The following is a 22,011-nucleotide window of genomic DNA, read 5'->3' on the forward strand; positions in this document are numbered from 1 at the left end:
CTCAAGGTTATCATCTATATTTCTCTCACGACAATGCGTGAGCCTTCCGCTTTCACTACTTTCACCTGTCTGTCTTTTTCAGTGAATGACCCTTCCGAGACGACATCCAGACGTTCATCATCAATAATGACGGTGCCTGACGGTCTGAGGGCTGTAGCGGTAACGCCGACTTTTCCCAACAGCTCCGTCCGGTTCTGATTTGAAACATAACCGCTCTCCGTGCTTGTTGAATCAGTTAATATTAATTTTTTAAAGAATTTCATTCGTTTCCCCAACACCCTTGTTAATATGATAAAGGCTGTAATAGACACAGCAATGGCGATCAAGAGAGAAACCGCCATGACGGTAAAGCTGCCCGCAGCGAGAAAGAGGCTCGCGATGACGCCTGCAATACCGATAAGACCGATTATGCCTCCGGGCAGAAATATCTCTAAAAGGATAAAAACCAAGCCCGCGCAAAATAAGAATACGCTGTCATAGCCGGCGAATCCGGCAGCGATATGCCCGGTGAAAAACAGCAGCATGGCCGTCAGTCCGACGGCACCCGGTATCCCGAGGCCCGGCGAGAACAATTCAATGGTCAAACCAAGCAAAGCAAGCGTTAATAAGACGGGGACAACAAACGGATTTGTCAGCCATCTGCCCAGTTTGCCGACGAAACCTTCTTTTGCATGGTGAACATCCGCTTTGTCAAAACCGAGCTTTGTATATAAAGCATCAAGGTCTGAAACCGTGCCCTCCGAATATCCGACTTCCTTGGCTTTTTCAGCTGTCAGTGTCAGCAGTTTTCCCTTTGGGGCGCCCGCTTCCTTTGCATTAATGGCGGGATCTGCCATGGCCAGGGCGTATTTCGGATTTCGGTTGTTTTTAACCGCTGCGTCCTCCATTTCTGCATGCCACAGTGATTGGGCCTTTTTGTCTGCCGCGTTTCCCTTTCCGTCGATGATGGCTGCGGCACCCATTTTTCCGCCCGGCGCCATATAGATTTCATCTGCCTGAAGCGCTATATACGCTCCGGCAGAAAGCGCCCGTTTATTAACGTAAGCGGTAACAGGCACATCCGCGCGGCCGATGATATCCGCAATATCCAAGGCTGATTGAACGGCGCCTCCCGGTGTATTGATGTCAAGAATAATGTGTGACGCGCCGGACTCCTTCGCTTCTTTGAAAGAACGCGATAAAAACGAGGCGAGCCCCTGTTCGACATTTTTCTCAACCGGGATGACATAAACCGATGGGTGATCAGCTTTCGCGTTCAATTGAACCCCTAATAAAGATAATACAAATAAGCCCAATAGAGCAACAGCAATTCCGGTTTTTTTTCGGAACAAGGCAAATATACCCTCCTTCCCGTTTCGTTCTTCTTTATATACGTAACAAATGTACTTTAGTTTCATTTTTTTATGTATAAAAAAAGACATCTCTCAAGGAAAGATGTCTTTTTTCTTGTCAATTAAGATAATTGACTGCTGACAAGTCTGTTAATTACACTGCCGTCAGCTTTACCTTTTACTTTAGGCATAATAGCACTCATCACTTTGCCCATGTCCGCTTTGGAGCTCGCACCGACTTCAGCGATGGTTTCATTTACGATTGTCTGCAGCTCTTCTTCAGAGAGCTGCTTCGGTAAATAAACTTCTAAAATGTCCAGCTCTTTTTGAACTTTATCTACTAAATCTAAACGATTAGCGTTTGAAAATTCATGGAGGGAGTCTTTACGTTGCTTAAGTTCACGAGATAGGACAGTAAGTTCCTCATCCTCGGTCAAACTGTCTTTCTTAAGCTTAATTGCTTCGTTTTGAAGTGAAGCTTTCACCATTCGAACGACAGTCAGTTTGTCTTTCTCACGGCTTTTCATATACAGCTTCATATCTTGGTTAAGTCGCTCAAGAAGACTCATAAATCCACCCTCTTTTAGAATTTGCGTTTTCTAGCAGCTTCTGACTTTTTCTTGCGCTTTACGCTAGGTTTTTCATAAAATTCGCGCTTTCTTGCTTCTTGCAAAGTACCTGTCTTTGATACACTGCGTTTGAAGCGACGAAGAGCATCTTCAAGCGATTCGTTTTTTCTAACGACCGTTTTTGACATTCTCTTTCCCTCCCTCCGAATACACCAATCGACTACCTTTAAAAAGATACATATATAAACATGTACTTTGACATTATAATATAAGCCATCAGTCAGGTCAACTAAGCGAGCTCACTTTTCCGTCATGAATAAGGCTGCTTGTCTATATAATGATGGAAAGGGGTGTTTCATTTGATGATACTGATTCTCTTTACCGCACTTATCCTGATTTTTTTACTCGGAATGAGCCTGCTCAGGCAGGGGCTGATCGCATTAACGTATTCAAAAATTGAGAAGAGCCTGCTCTTATTTACCGACCACCCTTTGAAAGCTTTTCTCATAAGCATCGTATTCACTGGTTTTCTTCAGAGCAGCTCAGCCTTCATGGTCATTGTCATCGGCTTTGTCAGCGCAGGCGCTTTATCTTTTAAACGGACCATTCCGATGATTCTCGGCACGAATGTCGGCTCCACGTTTACGACGGAGTTTTTAGCCATAAAGATGGATGTGCTCATTTGGGTGCTTTTTATCGGAGGCCTTGTGTTTATCCTCCTCCGTAAATATCCGTTCAGGCAGATCGGCATAAGCTTTCTCGGTCTCGGCATCATCTTTTTTTGCATCACATGCTTCAGCCGGCTCGCCGTTCCGCTGACAGAAATGAAGGCGGGGGCGGAGGTTTTGCGACATGTGAATGATTCGAGCTGGTCCGCTCTTTTTATCGGTATGATATTGACGGCAATCATTCATTCAAGCTCCGTCTGCATCGGCATTTTGATGAGTTTTATGAACGAAGGGGTGATCGGCATTGAACAAGCGGTCAGCGTCGTTCTGGGATCTAATATCGGGACATGCGTCACGGCCGTCATGGCTGCTGTTTCAGGCGGTTATGCCGCCAGACAGACCGCCGGTGCTCACGTTGTGTTTAATATTCTCGGCGTGCTGCTCGTATTTCCCTTCCTGTCCGCATCAGCAGGTTTTACGGAGCGCCTGTCTGATGATCCCGCGCAGATGATTGCGCATTTCAGCCTGTTATTTAACATAGTCACCGCCTTATTGTTTCTGCCGTTCACACATTTGTTTTACCGGCTGATTGACAGGCTGATTCCTCCGAAACCGTAAAAAAACCGATGCAGGAAGGCACCGGTTTTTTTATCTGTTATGAAGACATGCGCATGTTCCGGGTCATTTCATCCTCAACGACGCGGACGAATTGCCCTTCATTATACGGATAGCCCGCTTTTTGAATTTTGACTTTGACAAGTTTGCCGATTACATCCTCCGTGCCTTTGAAGACGACTTTCATGTAATTGTCCGTATAGCCGACGAACATGCCCTCCTCATCAGACTCTTTAAACGCCTCTTCCGGAATGATTTCCAGAACCTCTCCTTCATAATCGGAGGCGTATTCTTTTGCAAGCTGGTCAGACAGCGCGATCAGCTTATGCACCCGTTCGTTTTTCACGTTCTCGTCAACCTGGTCTTCCATTCTGGCCGCAGGTGTTCCGGTGCGTTTGCTGTAAGGGAATACGTGAAGCTCTGAAAACTTATGTTCTTTAATGAACCGGTATGTTTCCATAAATTCTTCTTCCGTTTCTCCCGGGAAACCGACGATGACATCAGATGTGACGGCAAGACCCGGCAGCGCTTCTTTCAGCTTATTTAAACGGTCCGCGAAAAATTCCATCGTATATTTGCGTCTCATCCGTTTCAGAACGGTGTTTGATCCTGACTGAATCGGGATATGAAGGTGACGGACGATTTTATCAGACGCATCCAGCACTTCAATCACTTCATCAGTGATTTGGCTTGCTTCAATAGATGAAATTCTGATCCGCTTCAGTCCTTCTACACGTGTATCAAGCTCGCGGAGAAGCTTGGCGAAATTATAATCTTTCATATCTTCGCCGTAGCCGCCCGTATGAATCCCCGTCAGGACGATTTCTTTATAGCCGGCATCCACCAGCTGCTGCGCCTGTTTAATGACTTCTTCCGGATCGCGGGAACGAAGCAGGCCGCGCGCCCAAGGGATAATGCAGAACGTACAGAAGTTGTTGCAGCCCTCTTGGATTTTTAACGACGCTCTTGTGCGGTCAGTAAAAGCGGGAACATCCAGCTCTTCAAACACGCGTGCTTTCATAATATTGCCGACGCCGTTGATCGGCTGGCGCTCTTCCCTGTACTGCTCAATGTAACCGAGCATTTTTTCACGATCCTGCGTGCCGACGACGATGTCAACACCCGGGATGGCCATAATTTCCGCCGGAGAGGTTTGCGCATAGCACCCTGTTACGCAGATGACGCCGTCAGGATTTTGGCGGATCGCCCGTCTGATGACTTGACGGCTTTTTTTATCTCCCGTGTTTGTTACCGTACATGTATTAATGACATATACATCTGCTGTCTGTTCGAATTCTTTTCGTTCATAACCCGCATCTTTAAACAGCTGCCAGATTGCTTCTGTTTCATAATGGTTGACCTTGCAGCCAAGGGTATGAAAAGCAACAGTTGCCATTACTGATCACCTCTTAATAACTCTGTATGATAGGAAACTGCGCTTAACGCGTAAAGAGGCGCAGTTTCAGTCCGTAAAATTCTCGGTCCGAGGCCGCATAAGACGGCGCCTTTTTCTGAAAGCTGATGAACTTCAGACTCAGTTAGACCGCCTTCAGGGCCGAATACGATTAAAAGAGACGAACCTTGCGGAAGGCTTTTGAGCTCCGCAGCGAAAGCGCCCGTTTCTCCCTGCTTTGATGACTCCTCGTATGCAACGACACATTTATCGACATTCTCCGCCATTTCAAGCAGCTGCCGGAACGTATGAACGGTTTTCACTTCGGGAATTTCATTGCGGTACGATTGCTCCGCCGCTTCCTTCGCGATTTTCGCCCATCTCTCCCGCTTTTTCTTTGCCTTTTTGTCGTCTAGCTTAACGACGGATCTGGCGCCTTGAAAAGGGATGAACATACTTGCCCCCAGCTCGGTCCCTTTTTGGATAATCCATTCAAGCTTATCACCTTTCGGGAGGCCGCTGGCGATCCTGATCTTCAAAGGCAGTTCACGGTTTTCACCCGTCCACTCAGCAATGCTGCATGATATATGATCTTTAGAAACCTCTTTAAGCAGGCATAACGCTTCATGGCCGTCTTTCGAACAGCAGATAATCCGGTCTCCCGCACTCATTCTCATGACGTTCGCTATATGGTGGACGTCTTCCCCCGTGATTTGAAAATCAGGAGTTTCGTCCATCTCCTGCTTCGTGAGCTCGATAAAATATCGTTGCATACGCTGTGACACCTACTAACTGTTATTTTTTCGCGATGATGCTGACCCAATCTTCCATAGACAGAATTTCTATGATGGTAAAGCCGGCTTTTTCCAACGCTTCTTTTACTTCCTGTTTTTTCTGGCCGATAATGCCTGAAGTAATAAAATGGCCTCCGTCTTTGAGCAGGTCGTACGCCTGTGATGTAAAGCGGAGAATCACTTCCGCCAAAATATTTGCGACAATGACATCATGTTCGCCCGTGATGCCGTCTAACAAATTGTTCTGCTTCACTTCGGCCGTATCACTCACTTTGTTCAATTTCACATTCAGACGCGCGCTTTCAACAGCGACCGGATCAAGGTCATACGCATGAACCGATTCGGCCTCAAGCATGGCGGCCGCGATGCTTAAAATTCCTGAACCGGTGCCGACATCAATTATACGGTCGCCTTTTTGAACGATACGCTCAAGCGCCTGAATGCACAGAACCGTTGTCGGATGCGTTCCCGTACCGAATGCCATACCCGGATCCATTTCGATAATCAGTTCATCTGTATGAACAGGTGTGTACGTTTCCCAAGTGGGAACAATCGTGAACTTTTCAGAAATTTTCACAGGATGATAATACTTTTTCCAAGCTGTCGCCCATTCTTCTTCATTAACTTCAGAAATGGTGATTGTGTTTCTGCCCAAATCAATGTCGTACAAAAGCAGATTATTAATCGTCTCTTTTATGCCGTCCACCGTTTCGCCGAGGAAACTGTTGATCGGCAGATACGCTTTGACAATGACACCCTCATCGGGGTAATCATTGGGGTCGAGCTGGTAGATTTCCCCGTAAACATTCTCACGCTCTTTCATTAAATCAAGCGGATCTTCGATGACAACCCCGCTCGCACCAGCTTCATGCAAAATATTTGAGATGGGTTCGACCGCTTCATGTGTTGTGTGAATGCTGATTTCGGACCATTTCAAAACTACCAACTCCTATCCAATCATTACTCGCCTTTAAATGCGCGTTTTACTTTGTCAAAGAAACTCATTTCTTGTTCATCCGGCAGATTTCCGCTGACTTCAGCGAACTCGCGGATGATGTCTTTTTGTTTGTCTGTCAGATTCGTCGGTGTGACGACGCGGACGACAATGTGCTGGTCGCCTTGTCCGTAGCCCCGGACGTTCTGAACGCCTTTGCCTCTTAATCTGAATTTCGTGCCTGTTTGTGTGCCGGCAGGTATTTTCAATTTCACTTTTCCGTGAAGCGTCGGCACTTCCACTTCGTCTCCGAGTGCCGCTTGGGCAAACGTTAACGGCATTTCGCAATAAATATCGTCTCCGTCGCGCTCAAAGAACTCGTGGGCGCGCACATGGAATACGACAAACAGATCTCCCGCCGGCCCTCCGTTTACGCCCGGTTCACCTTGGCCCGGAACGCGCAGCTGCTGTCCGTCATCCACACCGGCAGGAATCGTGACATTGATTTTTTTCCGTTTTTTCACTTTGCCCGTGCCGCCGCAGTCAGAACACTTGTTTTTGATGATTTTTCCTGTTCCTTCACAGTGGTGGCAGACTCTGCGGTTAACCACTTTGCCAAACGGCGTGTTCTGTTCGACGTTCAGCTGGCCTGAACCTCCGCAGTGCGAGCACGTATCCGGCTTTGTTCCCGGCTTCGCGCCAGACCCTTTACATGTTTCGCAATTCTCTTCGCGCGGAATTTCAATGATCGTTTCTTTCCCGAAAGCCGCGTCTTCAAATGACAGGGTCATTGTATACTGCAGATCCGCGCCTTGCCGCGGCGCATTCGGGTCACGGCGTCTCGTGCCGCCTCCGAAGATGCTTGAGAAGATGTCATCGAAACCGAAGCCGCCGAAGTCTCCGCCGCCTCCGAAACCGCCGCCGAATCCCTGGTTAGGGTCTGTATGGCCGAATTGGTCATATTGAGCGCGTTTTTGGTCGTCTGAGAGCGCTTCGTACGCTTCTTTTACCTCTTTGAATTTTTCATCTGCTCCGGATTCTTTATTGATATCAGGATGATATTTTTTTGAAAGCTTCCGATAGGCTTTTTTGATTTCATCCTTTGAAGCGCTCTTACTTACCCCAAGCACTTCATAGTAATCACGCTTACTCATCTCGCTTCACTCTCCCGAATTTCTCACATAAATTAGATTGTATCATTTTGAATTATGTTTTTTCAATTCCTTTTATCCCGGGCAAGAAAAAAAGTCAAAGCCAAGAGATGCCTGACTTTGACTTTCTGTCTGTTGAATCAGAATATGCTGTGTGTTCTTCCGCCTATAGTCTGTGCGGGAAAGAACTTATTTTTTCGTTTCGTCGTCTTTTACTTCTTCGTATTCCGCATCGACAACGTTGTCGTCCGCTTTTTTGCCTTCAGCGTTTGCCCCGCCTTCAGCCTGCTGCGCTTTCGCCGCTTCTTCGTAAAGCTTCATAGAAAGCTCTTGAACGATTGTTTGAAGCTCATCTTTTTTCGCTTTGATGTCTTCAATTTCGTTTTTCTCGATAGCGGCTTTCAGCGCGTCTTTCGCGTCGTTTGCTTTTTTCACTTGCTCTTCGTCCACTTTGCCTTCCAGATCTTTTAATGTTTTTTCCGTTTGGAACACAAGCTGGTCAGCTTCGTTGCGGACTTCGATTTCTTCTTTTCTCTTCGCATCAGCGTCAGCGTTTTCTTCCGCTTCTTTTACCATGCGTTCGATCTCATCATCAGAAAGACCTGAAGAAGATTTGATTGTAATGTTTTGTTCTTTTCCTGTGCCTAAGTCTTTCGCTCTTACGTTTACGATACCGTTTTTGTCAATATCGAAAGAAACTTCGATTTGCGGTACGCCGCGCGGTGCAGGCGGGATATCAGTAAGCTGGAAGCGGCCGAGCGTTTTGTTGTCGGCAGACATCGGGCGCTCACCTTGAAGCACGTGAATGTCAACAGCCGTTTGATTGTCAGCTGCAGTTGAGAATACTTGAGACTTGCTCGTCGGAATTGTCGTGTTGCGATCGATCAGTTTCGTGAACACGCCGCCCATTGTTTCAATACCGAGAGAAAGCGGTGTAACGTCAAGAAGAACAACGTCTTTTACGTCTCCCGTGATGACGCCGCCTTGAATCGCTGCACCCAGCGCTACAACTTCATCAGGGTTTACGCCTTTATGCGCTTCTTTACCCGTTTCTTTTTTGATTGCTTCCTGTACGGCTGGAATACGTGTTGATCCGCCGACAAGGATAACTTTGTCGATTTCGCTCGCAGAAAGATCCGCATCTTGAAGAGCCTGACGGACAGGAGCCATTGTGCGCTCAACAAGGTGAGCGGAAAGCTCTTCGAATTTAGCGCGGGTCAGTGTCAGCTCAAGGTGAAGAGGACCTGCTTCTCCCGCTGTGATAAATGGTAAAGAAATTTGTGTGGATGAAACGCCGGAAAGATCTTTTTTCGCTTTCTCAGCCGCATCTTTCAAACGCTGAAGCGCCATTTTGTCTTTTGAAAGATCAATGCCGTTTTCTTTTTTGAATTCTGCTACGAGATGATCGATGATGACTTGGTCAAAGTCGTCTCCGCCAAGACGGTTGTCACCGGCAGTTGAACGGACTTCAAACACGCCGTCGCCAAGTTCAAGAACAGATACGTCAAACGTACCGCCGCCAAGGTCGTAAACAAGAATTGTTTGGTCTTCGTCCGTTTTATCAAGTCCGTATGCAAGCGCTGCTGCAGTCGGCTCGTTGATAATACGCTCTACTTCAAGACCGGCGATTTTACCAGCATCTTTTGTCGCTTGGCGCTCTGCATCGTTGAAGTATGCAGGTACCGTGATAACGGCTTTTGAAACTGTTTCGCCGAGGTAGCTTTCAGCATATGCTTTCAGATGCTGAAGGATAATAGCTGACACTTCTTGAGGCGTGTAGTCTTTTCCTTCGATTTCCACTTTATAGTCAGTACCCATATGGCGTTTGACAGACATGATTGTGTTAGGGTTTGTGATGGATTGGCGTTTTGCCACTTCCCCTACTTGGCGCTCGCCGTTTTTAAATGCAACGACTGACGGAGTCGTACGGTTTCCTTCAGCGTTGGCGATAACTGTAGGCTCTCCGCCTTCAAGCACTGCCACACATGAGTTTGTCGTACCCAAGTCAATTCCGATTACTTTACTCACTTTGAATTACCTCCTGCTATGTAGTTATTGATTCACTTTTACCATTGAAGGACGAATGACGCGATCCTTCAGTTTGTAGCCTTTTTGCAGTTCTTCGATAACGATATTGCTGCCGAAGTTTTCATCTTCCACCTGCATGACGGCTTGGTGAAGGTTCGGATCAAATTCCTGACCGACAGCTTCGATGGCTTCAACGCCTTCTTTTTCAAGTGCGTCCATCAGCTGGCGGCGGACCATTTCCATACCTTGCAGCAAGCTTTTTGTCTGCTCGCTTTCAGCTTCTACCTGTAGCGCCCGTTCAAAGTTGTCGAGCGCCGGAAGGATTTCCGTTACGACGTTTTGAGAACGGTATTTCTGAGCAGCTTCCATTTCAAGGCGGCTGCGTCGTTTATAGTTTTCAAAGTCTGCTTGAACACGCAAAAGCTTGTTTTCTTTTTCATCAAGCAAACCCTGCAATTCATCAATTTGGTGCTGAAGGGCTTCTTCCTGACCTGCCGTTTCTTCATGCTGCTCTTGTGAAGCGGCTTGTTCTGCCTGTTCTGTCACTTCTTCTTGTTCTGCTTCTTCAACCTGTTCTGCGGTTTGTTTTTCTTCTGACATTGTGTTCACCTCCCTCAAATGCTGTAAAAAGATGACTGAAAATGATTGCCAAAATTCCCTTATTCATCATACAAACTTGTGAATGCTTTTGACAAGTCCGAAGTCACGTGCTGCAGCAGGCTGACGACTCTTGAATAATTCATGCGCGTCGGCCCGATAATGGCGATTGATCCGATCTGTTTCGTATCAACTGTATAGGTGGCCGTGATTAAACTGCAGTTTTCCATTTCTTCGTAGTCATTTTCTTTCCCGATTTTGATTGAAATCCCGGCTTTTGATGACTGAAACAGCTTCAGAACATCCTGCTCTTTTTCAATTAAAGATAAGAGCGAGCGGACCCTTTCAATATCATGGAACTCCGGCTGATTCAGCATGTTGATCTTTCCGCCGAAAAACAATTTCTCAACGTGGGCCGCCGGATGGAATGTGGAGCGGAGCGATTCAAGTATGCTGTCATAGTTGGCGATATGCTGCCTTAAATATGTGACAACCTCTTTGAAAATGCGCTCATTCAGTTCGTCCATCGGCACGCCCGCCAATCGATCGTTTAGTATATTGACCAGTTTTTCAATATCGGCCAAATCCACTTTAGCCGGGAAATTGATGGTGCGGTTTTCGACATGCCCCGTGTTCGTGACGAGGATGGCGACCGCCTTATCCGGCTGGATCGGAACGATTTGAATCTGTTTAAGATAGTTCTCGCTCAGCGTCGGCCCGAGGACAATCGATGTGTAGTTTGTCAGGTCGGACAGGATTTGCGCTGATTTTTGGACTGTTTTTTCCAGCTCGAAGATTTTTTCTTTAAATATCGAGTGAATTAAATCCAGATCGGTTTTTGTCAGCTTGACGGGTGACAGCAAATGATCGACATAATACCTGTACCCTTTTTCCGACGGAATCCGTCCTGAGGATGAATGGGTTTTTTCAATAAAGCCCAATTCCTCCAAGTCAGCCATCTCGTTTCTGATCGTTGCAGAGCTGAATGTAATCTCGTCTTTTTTTGAAAGAGTTCTTGATCCTACAGGCTGCGCTGATTGTATAAAATCATTAATAATCACTTGCAGGATCAACAGCTGACGATTTGTTAACATCATCATCACCCCTGTTAGCACTCAAGGTCAGCGAGTGCTAATTCTATATCAAAAGTAACAAACCAAAAGAAAAATGTCAATTATAACTCACCCAAAAAAGCGCCAAAAACCTCATTTCCTAATAATTTGCCCTCATGCGTTAATGCAACCGATTCTTCCGTGTCACAGATCAGGCCTTTTTCGGTTAAATCTTTGAGAACATCGGGAAACAGTTCGTCGACCGAGCGTCCGAATTTATCGAGAAAAGCTTGCTTTTGTACGCCGGACATTTTTCTGAGACCGAGGAACATTTCTTCTTCAATCTGCTCCTCACGTGTCACCTCGTGCGTGTCACGGTAAGGCAGCCCCTTTTCTTCGATGAGCTGCATGTAATGTTTCACAGGCCCGGCGTTGACGGTGCGCGTGCCGCTGATATATCCGTGAGCGCCTGCGCCAAAACCGAAATACTCTTCATTGCTCCAATACGTCAGATTATGCTGCGACTCGTATCCGGGCTTTGCAAAGTTACTGATCTCGTATTGACGGATGCCCGCTTCACTCATCTGCCTCATGACTGTTTCATACATCTCGGCCTCTTGTTCTTGCGCGGGGAGATGCAGGCGGCCTTTTTGCATTAAATTATAAAACACCGTTTTCGGCTCTACGATCAGCGAGTAAACGGAATAGTGCTCCGCATCAAGAGACAAAGCCGTTTTGACGGAATTGTCAAGATCGGCCAGCGTCTGACCCGGCAGGCCGAACATTAAATCGAGACTGATGTTGTCGAAGCCGAGAGCCCTCGCACGTTCAAAGGAAGTGAATACGTCCTTTTGTTTATGCACTCTTCCGATTTTTTGTAAAAGCTCATCTTCAAAGGTTTGAACACCGAAGCTCAGCCGGTTGACACCGGCATTTTTCAGGATTTTTAATTTTTCCGGAGACAAATCATCCGGATTCGCTTCCGCGGCAAATTCTATGAGTCCGTCAGAAGGCTTCAGCACGCGGTGAATGGAATCCATCAATTTTTCCAGCTGGACGGGTGAGAGCGATGTCGGCGTGCCTCCCCCGATAAAAATCGTGCGGAGATCAGGGCGTCCCGTCCGTTCTATTGTATTTATCATTTCCTTTTCGAGTGAGTTTAAGTACTCATCGACAGGCTGGCTCTGAATAAAATATTTATTGAAATCGCAATAGTGGCAGATATGCTCACAAAACGGAATATGAATATAAGCTGATTTCATTTTGAAACACCTTCTTCTTTACAGAAAGAAGCCGCAGCGCGGGACTGCGGCGGCTTCCGTTATTTTTTCGGGCTGTCATCCATTTTAAGAACGGCCATAAACGCTTCCTGCGGCACTTCTACTGAGCCGACCTGCTTCATCCGGCGTTTTCCTTCTTTTTGTTTTTCAAGAAGCTTCCGTTTCCGCGAGATGTCTCCTCCGTAACATTTTGCAAGGACGTTTTTCCGCATGGCCTTAATGGTTGAGCGGGCCACGATTTTCTGTCCGATCGCCGCTTGAATCGGTACTTCAAAGTGCTGGCGCGGAATAAGCTCTTTCAGTTTTTCCACAATTACTTTTCCGCGTTCGTACGCGTAATCGCGATGCACGATAAATGAAAGGGCGTCGATTTTTTCTCCGTTCAGCATAATGTCCATCTTGACAAGTTTAGACGGTTTGTAGCCGATCAGTTCGTAATCAAAGGACGCGTAGCCTTTTGTGCTTGATTTCAGCTGATCAAAAAACTCATAGACGATTTCCGCTAATGGCATGTCATAGACAATGCTGACACGATTTGCGTCTAAATATTGCATGTCGATAAAATTGCCGCGTTTTCCTTGGCAAAGCTCCATCACCGCACCGACATAATCGTTCGGCACCATCATTGTCGCTTTTACATACGGCTCCTCGATTCTTTCGATCTTTTGTGGATCAGGCATGTTGGACGGGTTGTCGACAACAACCTTTTCGCCGTCTGTCATATACACATCATAGATAACACTCGGTGCCGTTGTGATCAGGTCGATTTTAAACTCACGCTCAATCCGCTCCTGAATGATTTCCATGTGAAGCATACCTAAAAATCCGCAACGGAAACCGAAGCCGAGGGCTTGTGACGTCTCCGCCTCGTATTGAAGAGATGAATCGTTCAATTCAAGTTTTTCCAGAGCCTCGCGCAAATCATTATATTTGGCTGTGTCAATCGGATAAAGTCCGCAGTATACCATCGGATTGAGTTTGCGGTAGCCCGGAAGCGCTTCTGCCGCAGGCTTAACCGCGCTTGTGATCGTATCACCGACACGGGTGTCGCCGACGTTTTTGATTGCGGCTGTCAAATAGCCTACGTCACCGACTGTCAATTCATCAGCCGGCTGCGCTTTCGGCGTGAAGACGCCGACTTCGATGACTTCAAACTCTTTTCCGGTTGCCATCATTTTAATTTTCTGGCCCGGTTTGACCGTTCCTTCTACGACTCTGATATACGCGACGACTCCGCGGTACGCGTCATAAAGCGAGTCAAAGATGAGCGCTTTCAGCGGAGCTTCCGGATCTCCCGCGGGAGCCGGCACTTTTTCTACGATCTGTTCTAAAATGTCTTCGATGCCGATGCCCGCTTTCGCTGAAGCGAGGACGGCGTCTGAAGCGTCAAGGCCGATAACGTCCTCAACCTCTTGACGCACACGTTCTGGCTCTGCGCTCGGGAGATCGATTTTATTAATGACAGGAAGAATCTCTAGATCATTATCAAGCGCCAGGTAGACGTTCGCCAATGTCTGCGCTTCTATTCCCTGAGCCGCATCAACAACGAGAATCGCGCCTTCACAGGCAGCCAGGCTTCGCGAAACTTCATATGTAAAGTCGACGTGTCCGGGCGTGTCGATGAGATGAAATATATATTCTTCTCCGTCTTTAGCTTTGTATTTCAGCTGAACGGAATTTAATTTGATGGTAATTCCCCGTTCGCGTTCAAGGTCCATTGAATCAAGCAATTGTTCTTTCATTTCCCGCTGGGTGATCGCCGATGTTTTTTCTAAAATCCGATCCGCCAAGGTCGATTTGCCGTGGTCTATGTGGGCGATGATGGAGAAATTCCGGATTCTTGACTGCCTCTCTAAACGCTTTTCTTTATCTGTCACAATCTATCACTCCTACTATTAAACGCAAAATACACTAGCTTAGATTATATCAATAGGATTGTAAACATTCAATTAAAACAAGAAAGAGAAAAGCTTCCTTTAAGGAATCATCCGCTTTTCTCTTCATCAATGCTAACGGTTCAGTTTCGAAACCCACTCATACATCGCCTGCGCCGAGTCCGTCACGGTATTTGAAAGGGTTTCTCCGGCTTTTGAAAACAGGTTGAAGGTTTCCGCCTGTTCCAGCTGTTTTTGTTTTTCTTCCAGATCTTTCGCCGTAACGGTTTGCCCCAAAATGGAAGCTTCTTTTTCCTGTCCTTCTCCGCCGCCGAGCGTGAATGCTCCTTTTAAGGAGGGATCTTTGTATCCTTTCATATCAAGCATTCCGCTGTTTGCCTGCTGCATGCCGAACAAAACGCCGAAAAACATGACAATGGCGATCAGCAGGCATTTGCCGGTAAAACGGATCATTCGAATCACCTGATTTCTATTGTTTTTTCTTCTCTCCTGATTGCGAGCTGACCTTTTCTGCATCCCAGTACAGTTCGCTGAACACATCGGCCACGGCATCTGATGCACGCCTCAGTTCTTCAAGATTGTTATCCACGCCCCCGAATTCCAGCAGAAGCGACCGGTCGTTTAAATCCTGGTTGTATACTCCATTATCTCCCGGAGAGCCTTTTGATAAAACACCGACGCTTAAGCCGGGGTATTTTTTCTCCATGAGCTTATGAAGTTCACTTGCGAGTTTATAGTTTTCTTCAAAATTAGCGCTTTTTTTGCCGACGACGATGGCGACTCTGGCATAGCTTTTTCCTTTGATGTCGGCTGTCGTATTTTTCTTGCGGCGGGAATCCCGGTGAATGTCTATGGTATATTGCAGGTTTTTATTTTTGGCGAGCGCGCTTTTTACGACCGGCCTTGATTCGTCGTAGCTTCGCGCATAATTTAAACCGTCTTTGTTCAGACGGGCCTGAATGTCGGTTTTATCTACGGTCGCTCCTACACCTTGCGCTTCAAGCGCTTTTCCGAACATATCTCCGACAAGTGTGACATTGGCCTTCGAATGGCGGGCGTTATCCGGATTTGTTTCCCCCTTTAACAGAGGAAGATAGGATTCAGTATTATGAGTGTGGTAAATAAAAACGACTTTTTTGCTGCCTGTTGAATGTTTCGGCGGCGCCGTTTCTTCTTTTTTCGTTTTGTTTTCGATTTCTGCCAGGTTCACTTCTTTTTCTTTTTCCATCACCTTTGACGGCGGCGGAGATTCAGCCGGCATATTCGTATAATCCGTCCCCTGCCCCGCCAGAAGGATCTCCGTATCGTATTGGGCAAATCCCGGCAGCTCACGTCCCAAGAAACTCCGCGGGTCTTCCATATTAATGCTTGTCGCCAGTTTTAAGGAAAGCCGGGACAGCTGAAAAGAGTCTTTTTCAGGAAGCTCTGAGGCGAAATAATGATTTTCCATGCCGAGGAGGTGTGCAAACGCGTCACCCGGAAGTTCTCCGGCAATCCCGTGAAGAGAATCCGAAGAAAGCCTCAGTTCAGGGCGAAGCGATGTGAGCACACCCGATAATACGAAAATAACGATAAGGCTTGTCATAAACAAAAACATGCCCTTGAGCGCATTTCCACCGTTTACTGCAACGACAATTTGACGGTTTCTGCGTTTTTTTCTCATGATTTGAATCCCTCCAGCGCTTGTCTAGTAATTACTCTATGAACAAGCTAGAGGAGGTAGAACTCATTTTAATGATTATAAGAACCTTTGTTATCTTGTGACACTTTTTCATGAAGGGCGGTGTTTAACCCGTTTGCAAGTACGTTCGCCATATCATCAATAAAGGTGTCAATCTCCTTCGGCGTGACCATCAGATTATGGCCGAGCGGAGAAAGCACTTCGTGAATCAGCTGGCGTTTTTCGTTTTCGTCCAGCGTGCCGACAATACCGAGAAAGGATTGGCGTTCTTTTTCTCCCGGAAGGTCTTCGTCTGTCAGCACCTTCTTTTTGCCGAAGTTCATTCCGGCGGGCACCAGAGATCTTGACGGGCTGTCATCTTTCATCTCTCTTCCGAAATGTTTTAATATATAATCCACCGTATCGCTTGCGATCGTAACCGCATCAACGACAGTCGGTACCCCGATTGCGATGACGGGAATGCCGAGCGTTTCCTTGCTTAATTCTTTTCTCTTATTGCCGACGCCTGATCCCGGGTGAATGCCCGTATCAGAAAATTGGATGGTCGTGTTCACCCTTTCAACGGCTCTGGCCGCAAGAGCGTCTACCGCGATCACAAAATCCGGCTTTGATTCTTTGATCACACCTTGAATAATATCGCTCGTTTCAATTCCCGTTAATCCCATCACACCGGGAGCAAGCGCGCTGACCGGCCTGTACCCTTCCTGCACGTTTTCCGGCTGAAGCCTGAACAGATGCCTTGTCACAAGAAGGTTTTCGGTCACGAGAGGGCCGAGCGCATCCGGCGTCACATTCCAGTTGCCGAGACCCACGATCAAACAGCTTGCATCCTTTGGAATCTTTAATGCCGACAGATAGGCGGAAAATTCCTCGGCAAACACTTCCGTTACTTTTTCCTGCATGTCAGAGTCGTGTTCCCGAACCCCTTGAGCCTCGATCGTGACATAGCGTCCCTGCTTTTTCCCCGATAGCTCGGCGCCTTCTTTGGTAATATCGACGGTTCTGACTTTAATGCCGCCCTTGTCGCGTTCTTTTTCAATAAACCCGTTTATTTCTTTTTTCTGACCGGCTTGTCCGTCTTTTACCGCCTGTTTCGTTTCTACCGCTAAATCCGTCCGTATCAGAAATTGATTGACATCCAGTTCGTTGTTTTTCACAGGGAAGACCTCCTTCAATCATCGTGGTACATAGTGTGGCCATTTACAAAACGAATCATGCGAATTTACCCATCAACGAAAAATACTTTACATTTATATTGCAATCTAAAGTTCTGTTTGATAGAATACAATTTGTTCTATTGTGAAGAAGATTTAACCTTAAGACACTGTGCTACAGGTTGTATCTTAGGAGGTGAAACACATGCCAAACATTAAATCAGCGATTAAACGTACAAAAACAAACAACGAACGCCGCGCTCATAACGCGACAATCAAATCTGCTATGCGTACTGCAATCAAACAAGTTGAAGCTTCTGTTGCTAACAACGAAGCGGATAAAGCGAAAACTGCTCTTTCTGAAGCAGCGAAACGCATTGATAAAGCAGTGAAAACAGGTCTTGTACACAAAAATGCCGCAGCTCGATACAAATCTAGACTTGCGAAACAAGTGAACGGACTTTCTGCATAATACAAAAACGATCCCTTTAACGGGGATCGTTTTTTTCATTCAGTGCGGAGAAGCTCAAGGAGAAAGAGCTCCAGCAAGAGCTGCTTGTCCTTTTTCCCCGTTTTCATTTCATAGTCCATCACTGCGAGTCTTTCTATAATACGCCGCAGCTCTTCTTCTGAAAAAAGCCTCGCCTGATCCATCGCCAACTTTACCCGGAAGGGGTGCACCTTTAAGTTGGAAGCGATTTGCTTTTGGCCGTATCCTTGTCCCGCAAAATACTTCGTCTGCATAATCAGACGGAATTGGTTGGCGATCAGCGCCATAATTTTGATCGGTTCTTCGTTTTGTTTTAAAAGATCATAAAATATTTGAAGACTTTCCGTCCGTTTTCGGTTCACGATTTTGTTGATCAGCTCAAAAATATTCTGCTCCAAACTTCTTGCGACGAGCTCCCGGACATCTTCAAGTGTGATCTCATGTCTGTCACCGGTGTAGGCGGAGAGTTTTTGTATTTCCTGATATATGGAAGACAGATGGCCGTTTGCAAGCAGAACCAAATGCTCGGCAGCTTCTGTATCCATCGTTTTATTTTCGGATTTCGCCAGATTAATCGTAAAATCAGTCGTCTCCTTTGCATTCAGCTCCTTAGCTTCAATCATAAGGGCTTTTTGCTTCAGCGCTTTCGTCAGCTTTTTCCGTTCGTCCAGCTTCTCATACGGAGCCACAATCACAAAGACCGTATAAGGCGCAGGCTCCTTCAGATAAGTCTCCAGAGCGGCTGTATTATGCTCTATTTTTTCTTTCTTTTTTTCCCCTGTTAAAAAAGACGGATTTTTTACGATGACCAGCCGCTTCTCTCCCATAAACGGAAACGTTTCCGCATCGGTTACGGCCTGGTCAAGCGGATCCTCTTCAAGATCAAAAACAGACAGGTTAAAATCCTTTGTCTCCTCATCAACGACAGCTTGTCTGATCCGGCTGACAGTTTCTTGGAGCAGATACGTTTCTTTTCCGTATAAGCAATAAACGGAGCGGACATCCCCTTTTTTCAGGGCTTTCCAAACATCAAATACCATGATCGTATGACTTCCTCTCTTTCTTGATCCCCTTCTATCCTAAATTGAGTTCGGCAAATAGTAAAGAGGAAGCTTTAAGGACAGCTTCCTCATTTATAATAAACGCCTGATTCACAAGCTCCCGGGTCTGCTTGTAAAAAGGCGATAATCACAAGAACAGAAAACGTTACCATCACTTCTAGATTTTTCAAAACAATTCCAGTATACTTAGGGAAGTCAGGAGGGATGAAATTGAATGATTTTGAAAAAAACGTTCAAAGCAAACGAAATGATGCTGTTGACTCAGCTGTCGGTTTTGTCGTGTCCTTCGGATTTTTCGCCTTTTTGTTCGTGATGGCAACAGCCATCCATCTTATCGGCTCTTAGCCGCATTCCGGGCTGCTGTCAATCGGCAGTCTTTTTTACTTCTTGCGCCCTGGTTTCTTCTATATCATATGGAGGGAAGACGGAAAACGTTCCGGCGCCTTTTTTAAATCTGTATTGAATCGTTCCGCTGATATCGGTGCGAAGCACATTTACAGAGTACGCCTTCAAACGATCCAGCACTTCTTCATGCGGATGATGGTATCGATTCTCTTTTCCTGCTGAAATCAGCGCTGCTTCCGGCTGAAGCTGTTTCAAAAAGGCTTCACTCGTAGAGCTTTTGCTGCCGTGATGACCCGCCTTCAATATATCAGCCTTCAGATTCGGATACGTTTTCAGCACTTCTGTTTCGCCGTCCGATTCTAAATCTCCCGTCAAAAGCCAGCTCACTCCGCCAAAAACCGTCCAAAGCACCAGTGACGAATCATTTTTACTCCTTCCGTCAGACGACTCCGGAGACAGCACCTGAAACTGAAGATCACCGGTTGTAATGGTGTCGCCCCGCTTTGCTTCGGCAACGGGAATGTTGTTTTCTTTCGCCATATTTAATATGTTCTGATCCTTCGGTTCTTTTACGAATCCTACGGGGACAATTAACCGTTTGACTCTATGATTTTTGATTAACACTCCGGCTTCCCCGATGTGATCTTGATCCGCATGGGTTAAAATCAGCGCATCCAGCTTTTTCACCCCTTTTCCGTTTAAAAACGGAATCAAAACCTTCTCGCCGATAGAATACGGGTGGCGTTTTTCTTTCCATGATTCTCCGGGATAAGCAATCACTCCCCCTGTATCAACCATTACGGTCCCTTTGCGGTGCGGCGCGCTTATAAACAGTGAGTCTCCCTGCCCGATATCAAGCATATCCGCTTCTCCCCATGGACTGAAATACGGACGGCATATTAAATAAGCCAAAACCGCGCAGAAAAAAAGAGCCGATTTCCTGAGTTTTAAAAAACCTCCCTTTTCCAAAGCCGCAAAAAGCGTAAAAACGGAAACCGCAAGCAGCAGAAGGGAAAGAAAGTCAAGCTTTGACACAATCATAGTAAATAAATCAACGGATGCCGCATATGTAATGAAATCATGCACAGGCTTCATCACAAGGTCAAACATATCAAACAAACATTCTCCCACCTGCCTTGAAAGTAAAAGAAGAAGGAAACCGATGACAGAAACCGGAATGACAAATAACGTATAAAATGGCACCATCACCATATTCATCGGAAAACTGACAAGTGAAATCTGCTGAAAATGATAGAGAAGAAACGGAAGTGAGCTGAGCTCTGCAATGAATGATGCCATCGCAAGCCCGGCAAGTCTGCTTTTCCCTGCTTTCTTTAAAATGGAGGATGACAGAATTAAAGAGGCGCTTACCGCAAAGGAAAGCTGGAAGCCCGCCTGCCAAAGGAAGTAAGGATTAAACAGCAGGAGCAGCAGATAAGACAGGGACAATGCAGCAGAGGAATGAATGCCGCGTTTAACAAGAGTTCCGGCGATATAAAATCCCAGCATGAGGGATGCGCGCAATACAGATGGGGCGGCACCGCTCAGCAGCGTATACACCGGCAAAAACAGCAGCAGCAAAATTCCCGTTTTTTCTCTTGTCAGCCCGATTCTGATCAGAGCATAAAATAATCCCGCCGTAATAAGACCGACATGCATTCCGGAAATCGCCATTAAATGAACGACTCCCAAATTTTGATATACACTCAGTATATCGTCCTCTATAGAAAATCTTTCACCTAAGGTCAGCGCTTCAACAATTCCGGCGGAAGATTCAGGCACGTGATTCCGAATGATCGAAATCAAATTTTTTCTGATGTTCAGCAGTTTAAACAGCGGCTGTTTGGATTTTTCACACTGCTGAATGGAAGTCACGGAAAATAACCAGTGAATCTGCTGAGAGTAAAGATATTCCTTATAATCAAAACCTCCGGGAACCGTCGCATGTGCAGGCTGCTCCAGAGAACCTGTAAACGTGCAGCGCATCCCCGGTTCAAGCTGTTCAATGAGTCTCTTTTCCTCAAGAGACCGGATTTTGTACGAAGCCGCCCATTTTTCCTTGTCATGTGTACGGATAACGGCTGACATTTTCGCTCCGTCAACCTTCGGAATGTTAGTGATGACGGCCTGTTCAGTATAACTGCCGGTCTGATAGCGCGTTACATTCGCAGCGTCACAAACCGTATAAAGAAAGAAATAAAGACAAAAAGAAACGAGGCAGACGATAACCGGAGCATGGTGCTTTGTTTTTACAATAATAAAGAGAAGATACAGAAGAAAAAGGAGCAGAACCCAGAAGACATGAGCGGCGGCAATTCCCGCAGTTGCAGAAACCGCCGCCAGAGGCAGAAGAAGGTATTTATATTTCATTTATACGTAACTGGTAAACAGCTCATTGGCCTGTTCATGAATTTTTTTCAGTTCATCTGCCTTAACCCCCGCATCAGATAATTGCTGAATCAGACCTGCTACAAAAGACAATTTTTCGCGGTTTTTCAGATCGATGATCATTTCATCAAGTTCGACCTGCTCCACCTTGACTCCGGCTTGGCTGAACAGCTCTTTTGCATAAGGCTGTGTTTTGTAATCTTCCGCATAATAAACCGTTTTGATGCCTGCCTGGATAATTGATTTGCAGCATTGAATACAAGGATAATGCGTCACATAAATTTCGGCGCCCTCCGTCGGAACACCGAACTTAGAACATTGCAGAATCGCATTCATCTCTGCATGTATGGTCCTCTGGCAATGATTATCTATTAAAAGGCATCCTTCATCAGCGCAATGGACGCCGCCGGCAATTGAGCCGTTGTATCCGCCGGCAATCATCCGCTTGTCTCTGACTACGGTTGCCCCGACTGACAGTCTCGGACATGTGCTTCTCAGCGCCAGCAAATGGCTTTGCGCCATAAAATATTGATTCCATGAGATTCGTTCCACAAGTGTTCCCTCCAAAAAATCTTGTTGCTTTTC

General features: G+C 46.3%; 20 protein-coding genes and 2 pseudogenes. 3 read left to right on the forward strand and 19 right to left on the reverse strand.

Annotated features, from left to right (window positions below; translation table 11 throughout):
• Positions 1-14: 14 nt before the first annotated feature.
• The 3 genes from JNUCC22_RS12005 to rpsU form a co-directional block, all read right to left on the reverse strand.
• Complete coding sequence (locus JNUCC22_RS12005; protein WP_012118019.1) at positions 15-1,331, reverse strand: NfeD family protein; 1,317 nt, start codon at positions 1,329-1,331, stop codon at positions 15-17.
• A gap of 122 nt (positions 1,332-1,453) precedes the next feature.
• A complete protein-coding gene (locus tag JNUCC22_RS12010; RefSeq protein ID WP_007408278.1) occupies positions 1,454-1,900 on the reverse strand; it encodes a GatB/YqeY domain-containing protein in 447 nt (148 codons plus the stop codon).
• A gap of 14 nt (positions 1,901-1,914) precedes the next feature.
• Entirely contained in the window at positions 1,915-2,088 is a 174-nt protein-coding gene (gene rpsU / locus JNUCC22_RS12015; RefSeq protein ID WP_003152957.1) for a 30S ribosomal protein S21, read from the reverse strand.
• Between the two features lie 171 nt (positions 2,089-2,259).
• On the opposite strand from rpsU, the gene JNUCC22_RS12020 reads away from it, so the two are divergent.
• Positions 2,260-3,186: a Na/Pi symporter gene (locus JNUCC22_RS12020; protein ID WP_216061753.1), complete on the forward strand. Its 927-nt coding sequence runs from the start codon at positions 2,260-2,262 to the stop codon at positions 3,184-3,186.
• A 37-nt stretch (positions 3,187-3,223) separates the two neighbouring features.
• Here JNUCC22_RS12020 and mtaB read toward each other — a convergent pair whose 3' ends face one another.
• The 12 genes from mtaB to gpr all read right to left on the reverse strand — a co-directional run bounded on the left by mtaB (position 3,224) and on the right by gpr (position 17,145).
• The gene (gene mtaB / locus JNUCC22_RS12025; protein WP_007408276.1) at positions 3,224-4,579 is read right to left on the reverse strand and encodes a tRNA (N(6)-L-threonylcarbamoyladenosine(37)-C(2))-methylthiotransferase MtaB; all 1,356 of its coding nucleotides are present in this window, start codon (positions 4,577-4,579) and stop codon (positions 3,224-3,226) included.
• On the reverse strand, positions 4,579-5,349 hold the full coding sequence (locus JNUCC22_RS12030) for a 16S rRNA (uracil(1498)-N(3))-methyltransferase (protein WP_007408275.1): 771 nt from the start codon (positions 5,347-5,349) through the stop codon (positions 4,579-4,581). Before JNUCC22_RS12030 ends, mtaB begins: the two co-directional genes overlap by 1 nt.
• A 22-nt stretch (positions 5,350-5,371) precedes the next feature.
• Positions 5,372-6,307 (reverse strand): 50S ribosomal protein L11 methyltransferase, encoded by a 936-nt coding sequence (gene prmA / locus JNUCC22_RS12035; protein ID WP_015240238.1) that lies wholly within the window; start codon positions 6,305-6,307, stop codon positions 5,372-5,374.
• A 23-nt stretch (positions 6,308-6,330) separates the two neighbouring features.
• On the reverse strand, positions 6,331-7,458 hold the full coding sequence (dnaJ, locus tag JNUCC22_RS12040; protein WP_003152895.1) for a molecular chaperone DnaJ: 1,128 nt from the start codon (positions 7,456-7,458) through the stop codon (positions 6,331-6,333).
• A 186-nt stretch (positions 7,459-7,644) separates the two neighbouring features.
• Entirely contained in the window at positions 7,645-9,483 is a 1,839-nt protein-coding gene (dnaK, locus tag JNUCC22_RS12045; protein WP_007408273.1) for a molecular chaperone DnaK, read from the reverse strand.
• 24 nt (positions 9,484-9,507) lie between these two features.
• A complete protein-coding gene (grpE, locus tag JNUCC22_RS12050) occupies positions 9,508-10,083 on the reverse strand; it encodes a nucleotide exchange factor GrpE (RefSeq protein WP_015240240.1) in 576 nt (191 codons plus the stop codon).
• Between the two features lie 59 nt (positions 10,084-10,142).
• The gene (hrcA, locus tag JNUCC22_RS12055; protein ID WP_003152889.1) at positions 10,143-11,174 is read right to left on the reverse strand and encodes a heat-inducible transcriptional repressor HrcA; all 1,032 of its coding nucleotides are present in this window, start codon (positions 11,172-11,174) and stop codon (positions 10,143-10,145) included.
• Between the two features lie 80 nt (positions 11,175-11,254).
• Positions 11,255-12,394, reverse strand: a complete 1,140-nt coding sequence (hemW, locus tag JNUCC22_RS12060; protein ID WP_007408272.1) for a radical SAM family heme chaperone HemW — start codon at positions 12,392-12,394, stop codon at positions 11,255-11,257.
• A 59-nt stretch (positions 12,395-12,453) separates the two neighbouring features.
• The gene (lepA, locus tag JNUCC22_RS12065; protein WP_015240241.1) at positions 12,454-14,289 is read right to left on the reverse strand and encodes a translation elongation factor 4; all 1,836 of its coding nucleotides are present in this window, start codon (positions 14,287-14,289) and stop codon (positions 12,454-12,456) included.
• Between the two features lie 132 nt (positions 14,290-14,421).
• Positions 14,422-14,760 (reverse strand): YqxA family protein, encoded by a 339-nt coding sequence (locus JNUCC22_RS12070; protein ID WP_007408270.1) that lies wholly within the window; start codon positions 14,758-14,760, stop codon positions 14,422-14,424.
• Positions 14,761-14,776: 16 nt separating this feature from the next.
• Complete coding sequence (locus JNUCC22_RS12075; RefSeq protein WP_007612673.1) at positions 14,777-15,970, reverse strand: stage II sporulation protein P; 1,194 nt, start codon at positions 15,968-15,970, stop codon at positions 14,777-14,779.
• A gap of 68 nt (positions 15,971-16,038) precedes the next feature.
• Positions 16,039-17,145, reverse strand: a complete 1,107-nt coding sequence (gpr, locus tag JNUCC22_RS12080; RefSeq protein WP_007408268.1) for a GPR endopeptidase — start codon at positions 17,143-17,145, stop codon at positions 16,039-16,041.
• A gap of 202 nt (positions 17,146-17,347) precedes the next feature.
• Here gpr and rpsT point away from each other — a divergent pair, with 202 nt between their 5' ends.
• Positions 17,348-17,614: a 30S ribosomal protein S20 gene (gene rpsT / locus JNUCC22_RS12085; RefSeq protein ID WP_003152876.1), complete on the forward strand. Its 267-nt coding sequence runs from the start codon at positions 17,348-17,350 to the stop codon at positions 17,612-17,614.
• Between the two features lie 16 nt (positions 17,615-17,630).
• On the opposite strand, the pseudogene holA reads toward rpsT, so the two are convergent.
• Both holA and JNUCC22_RS12095 read right to left on the reverse strand, forming a co-directional pair.
• Positions 17,631-18,672, reverse strand: a pseudogene (gene holA / locus JNUCC22_RS12090) (DNA polymerase III subunit delta).
• Between the two features lie 39 nt (positions 18,673-18,711).
• Positions 18,712-18,863, reverse strand: a pseudogene (locus JNUCC22_RS12095) (hypothetical protein).
• A gap of 40 nt (positions 18,864-18,903) precedes the next feature.
• On the opposite strand from JNUCC22_RS12095, the gene JNUCC22_RS12100 reads away from it, so the two are divergent.
• Complete coding sequence (locus JNUCC22_RS12100) at positions 18,904-19,038, forward strand: YqzM family protein (RefSeq protein WP_003152870.1); 135 nt, start codon at positions 18,904-18,906, stop codon at positions 19,036-19,038.
• A gap of 18 nt (positions 19,039-19,056) precedes the next feature.
• Here JNUCC22_RS12100 and JNUCC22_RS12105 read toward each other — a convergent pair whose 3' ends face one another.
• Both JNUCC22_RS12105 and JNUCC22_RS12110 read right to left on the reverse strand, forming a co-directional pair.
• Positions 19,057-21,408 (reverse strand): DNA internalization-related competence protein ComEC/Rec2, encoded by a 2,352-nt coding sequence (locus tag JNUCC22_RS12105; protein ID WP_216061754.1) that lies wholly within the window; start codon positions 21,406-21,408, stop codon positions 19,057-19,059.
• Entirely contained in the window at positions 21,409-21,978 is a 570-nt protein-coding gene (locus JNUCC22_RS12110; RefSeq protein ID WP_003152868.1) for a ComE operon protein 2, read from the reverse strand.
• Positions 21,979-22,011: the final 33 nt, after the last annotated feature.

The sequence above is a fragment of the Bacillus sp. JNUCC-22 genome, from assembly GCF_018861275.1.
Taxonomy (GTDB): domain Bacteria; phylum Bacillota; class Bacilli; order Bacillales; family Bacillaceae; genus Bacillus; species Bacillus velezensis.

Coding starts and splice junctions, on each gene's coding strand:
- JNUCC22_RS12010 (WP_007408278.1), bottom strand. CDS start 1,900: ATGAGTCTTCTTGAGCGACTTAACCAAGATATGAAGCTGTATATGAAA.
- rpsU (WP_003152957.1), bottom strand. CDS start 2,088: ATGTCAAAAACGGTCGTTAGAAAAAACGAATCGCTTGAAGATGCTCTT.
- mtaB (WP_007408276.1), bottom strand. CDS start 4,579: ATGGCAACTGTTGCTTTTCATACCCTTGGCTGCAAGGTCAACCATTAT.
- JNUCC22_RS12030 (WP_007408275.1), bottom strand. CDS start 5,349: ATGCAACGATATTTTATCGAGCTCACGAAGCAGGAGATGGACGAAACT.
- dnaJ (WP_003152895.1), bottom strand. CDS start 7,458: ATGAGTAAGCGTGATTACTATGAAGTGCTTGGGGTAAGTAAGAGCGCT.
- grpE (WP_015240240.1), bottom strand. CDS start 10,083: ATGTCAGAAGAAAAACAAACCGCAGAACAGGTTGAAGAAGCAGAACAA.
- hrcA (WP_003152889.1), bottom strand. CDS start 11,174: ATGTTAACAAATCGTCAGCTGTTGATCCTGCAAGTGATTATTAATGAT.
- hemW (WP_007408272.1), bottom strand. CDS start 12,394: ATGAAATCAGCTTATATTCATATTCCGTTTTGTGAGCATATCTGCCAC.
- JNUCC22_RS12070 (WP_007408270.1), bottom strand. CDS start 14,760: ATGATCCGTTTTACCGGCAAATGCCTGCTGATCGCCATTGTCATGTTT.
- JNUCC22_RS12075 (WP_007612673.1), bottom strand. CDS start 15,970: ATGAGAAAAAAACGCAGAAACCGTCAAATTGTCGTTGCAGTAAACGGT.
- rpsT (WP_003152876.1), top strand. CDS start 17,348: ATGCCAAACATTAAATCAGCGATTAAACGTACAAAAACAAACAACGAA.
- JNUCC22_RS12105 (WP_216061754.1), bottom strand. CDS start 21,408: ATGAAATATAAATACCTTCTTCTGCCTCTGGCGGCGGTTTCTGCAACT.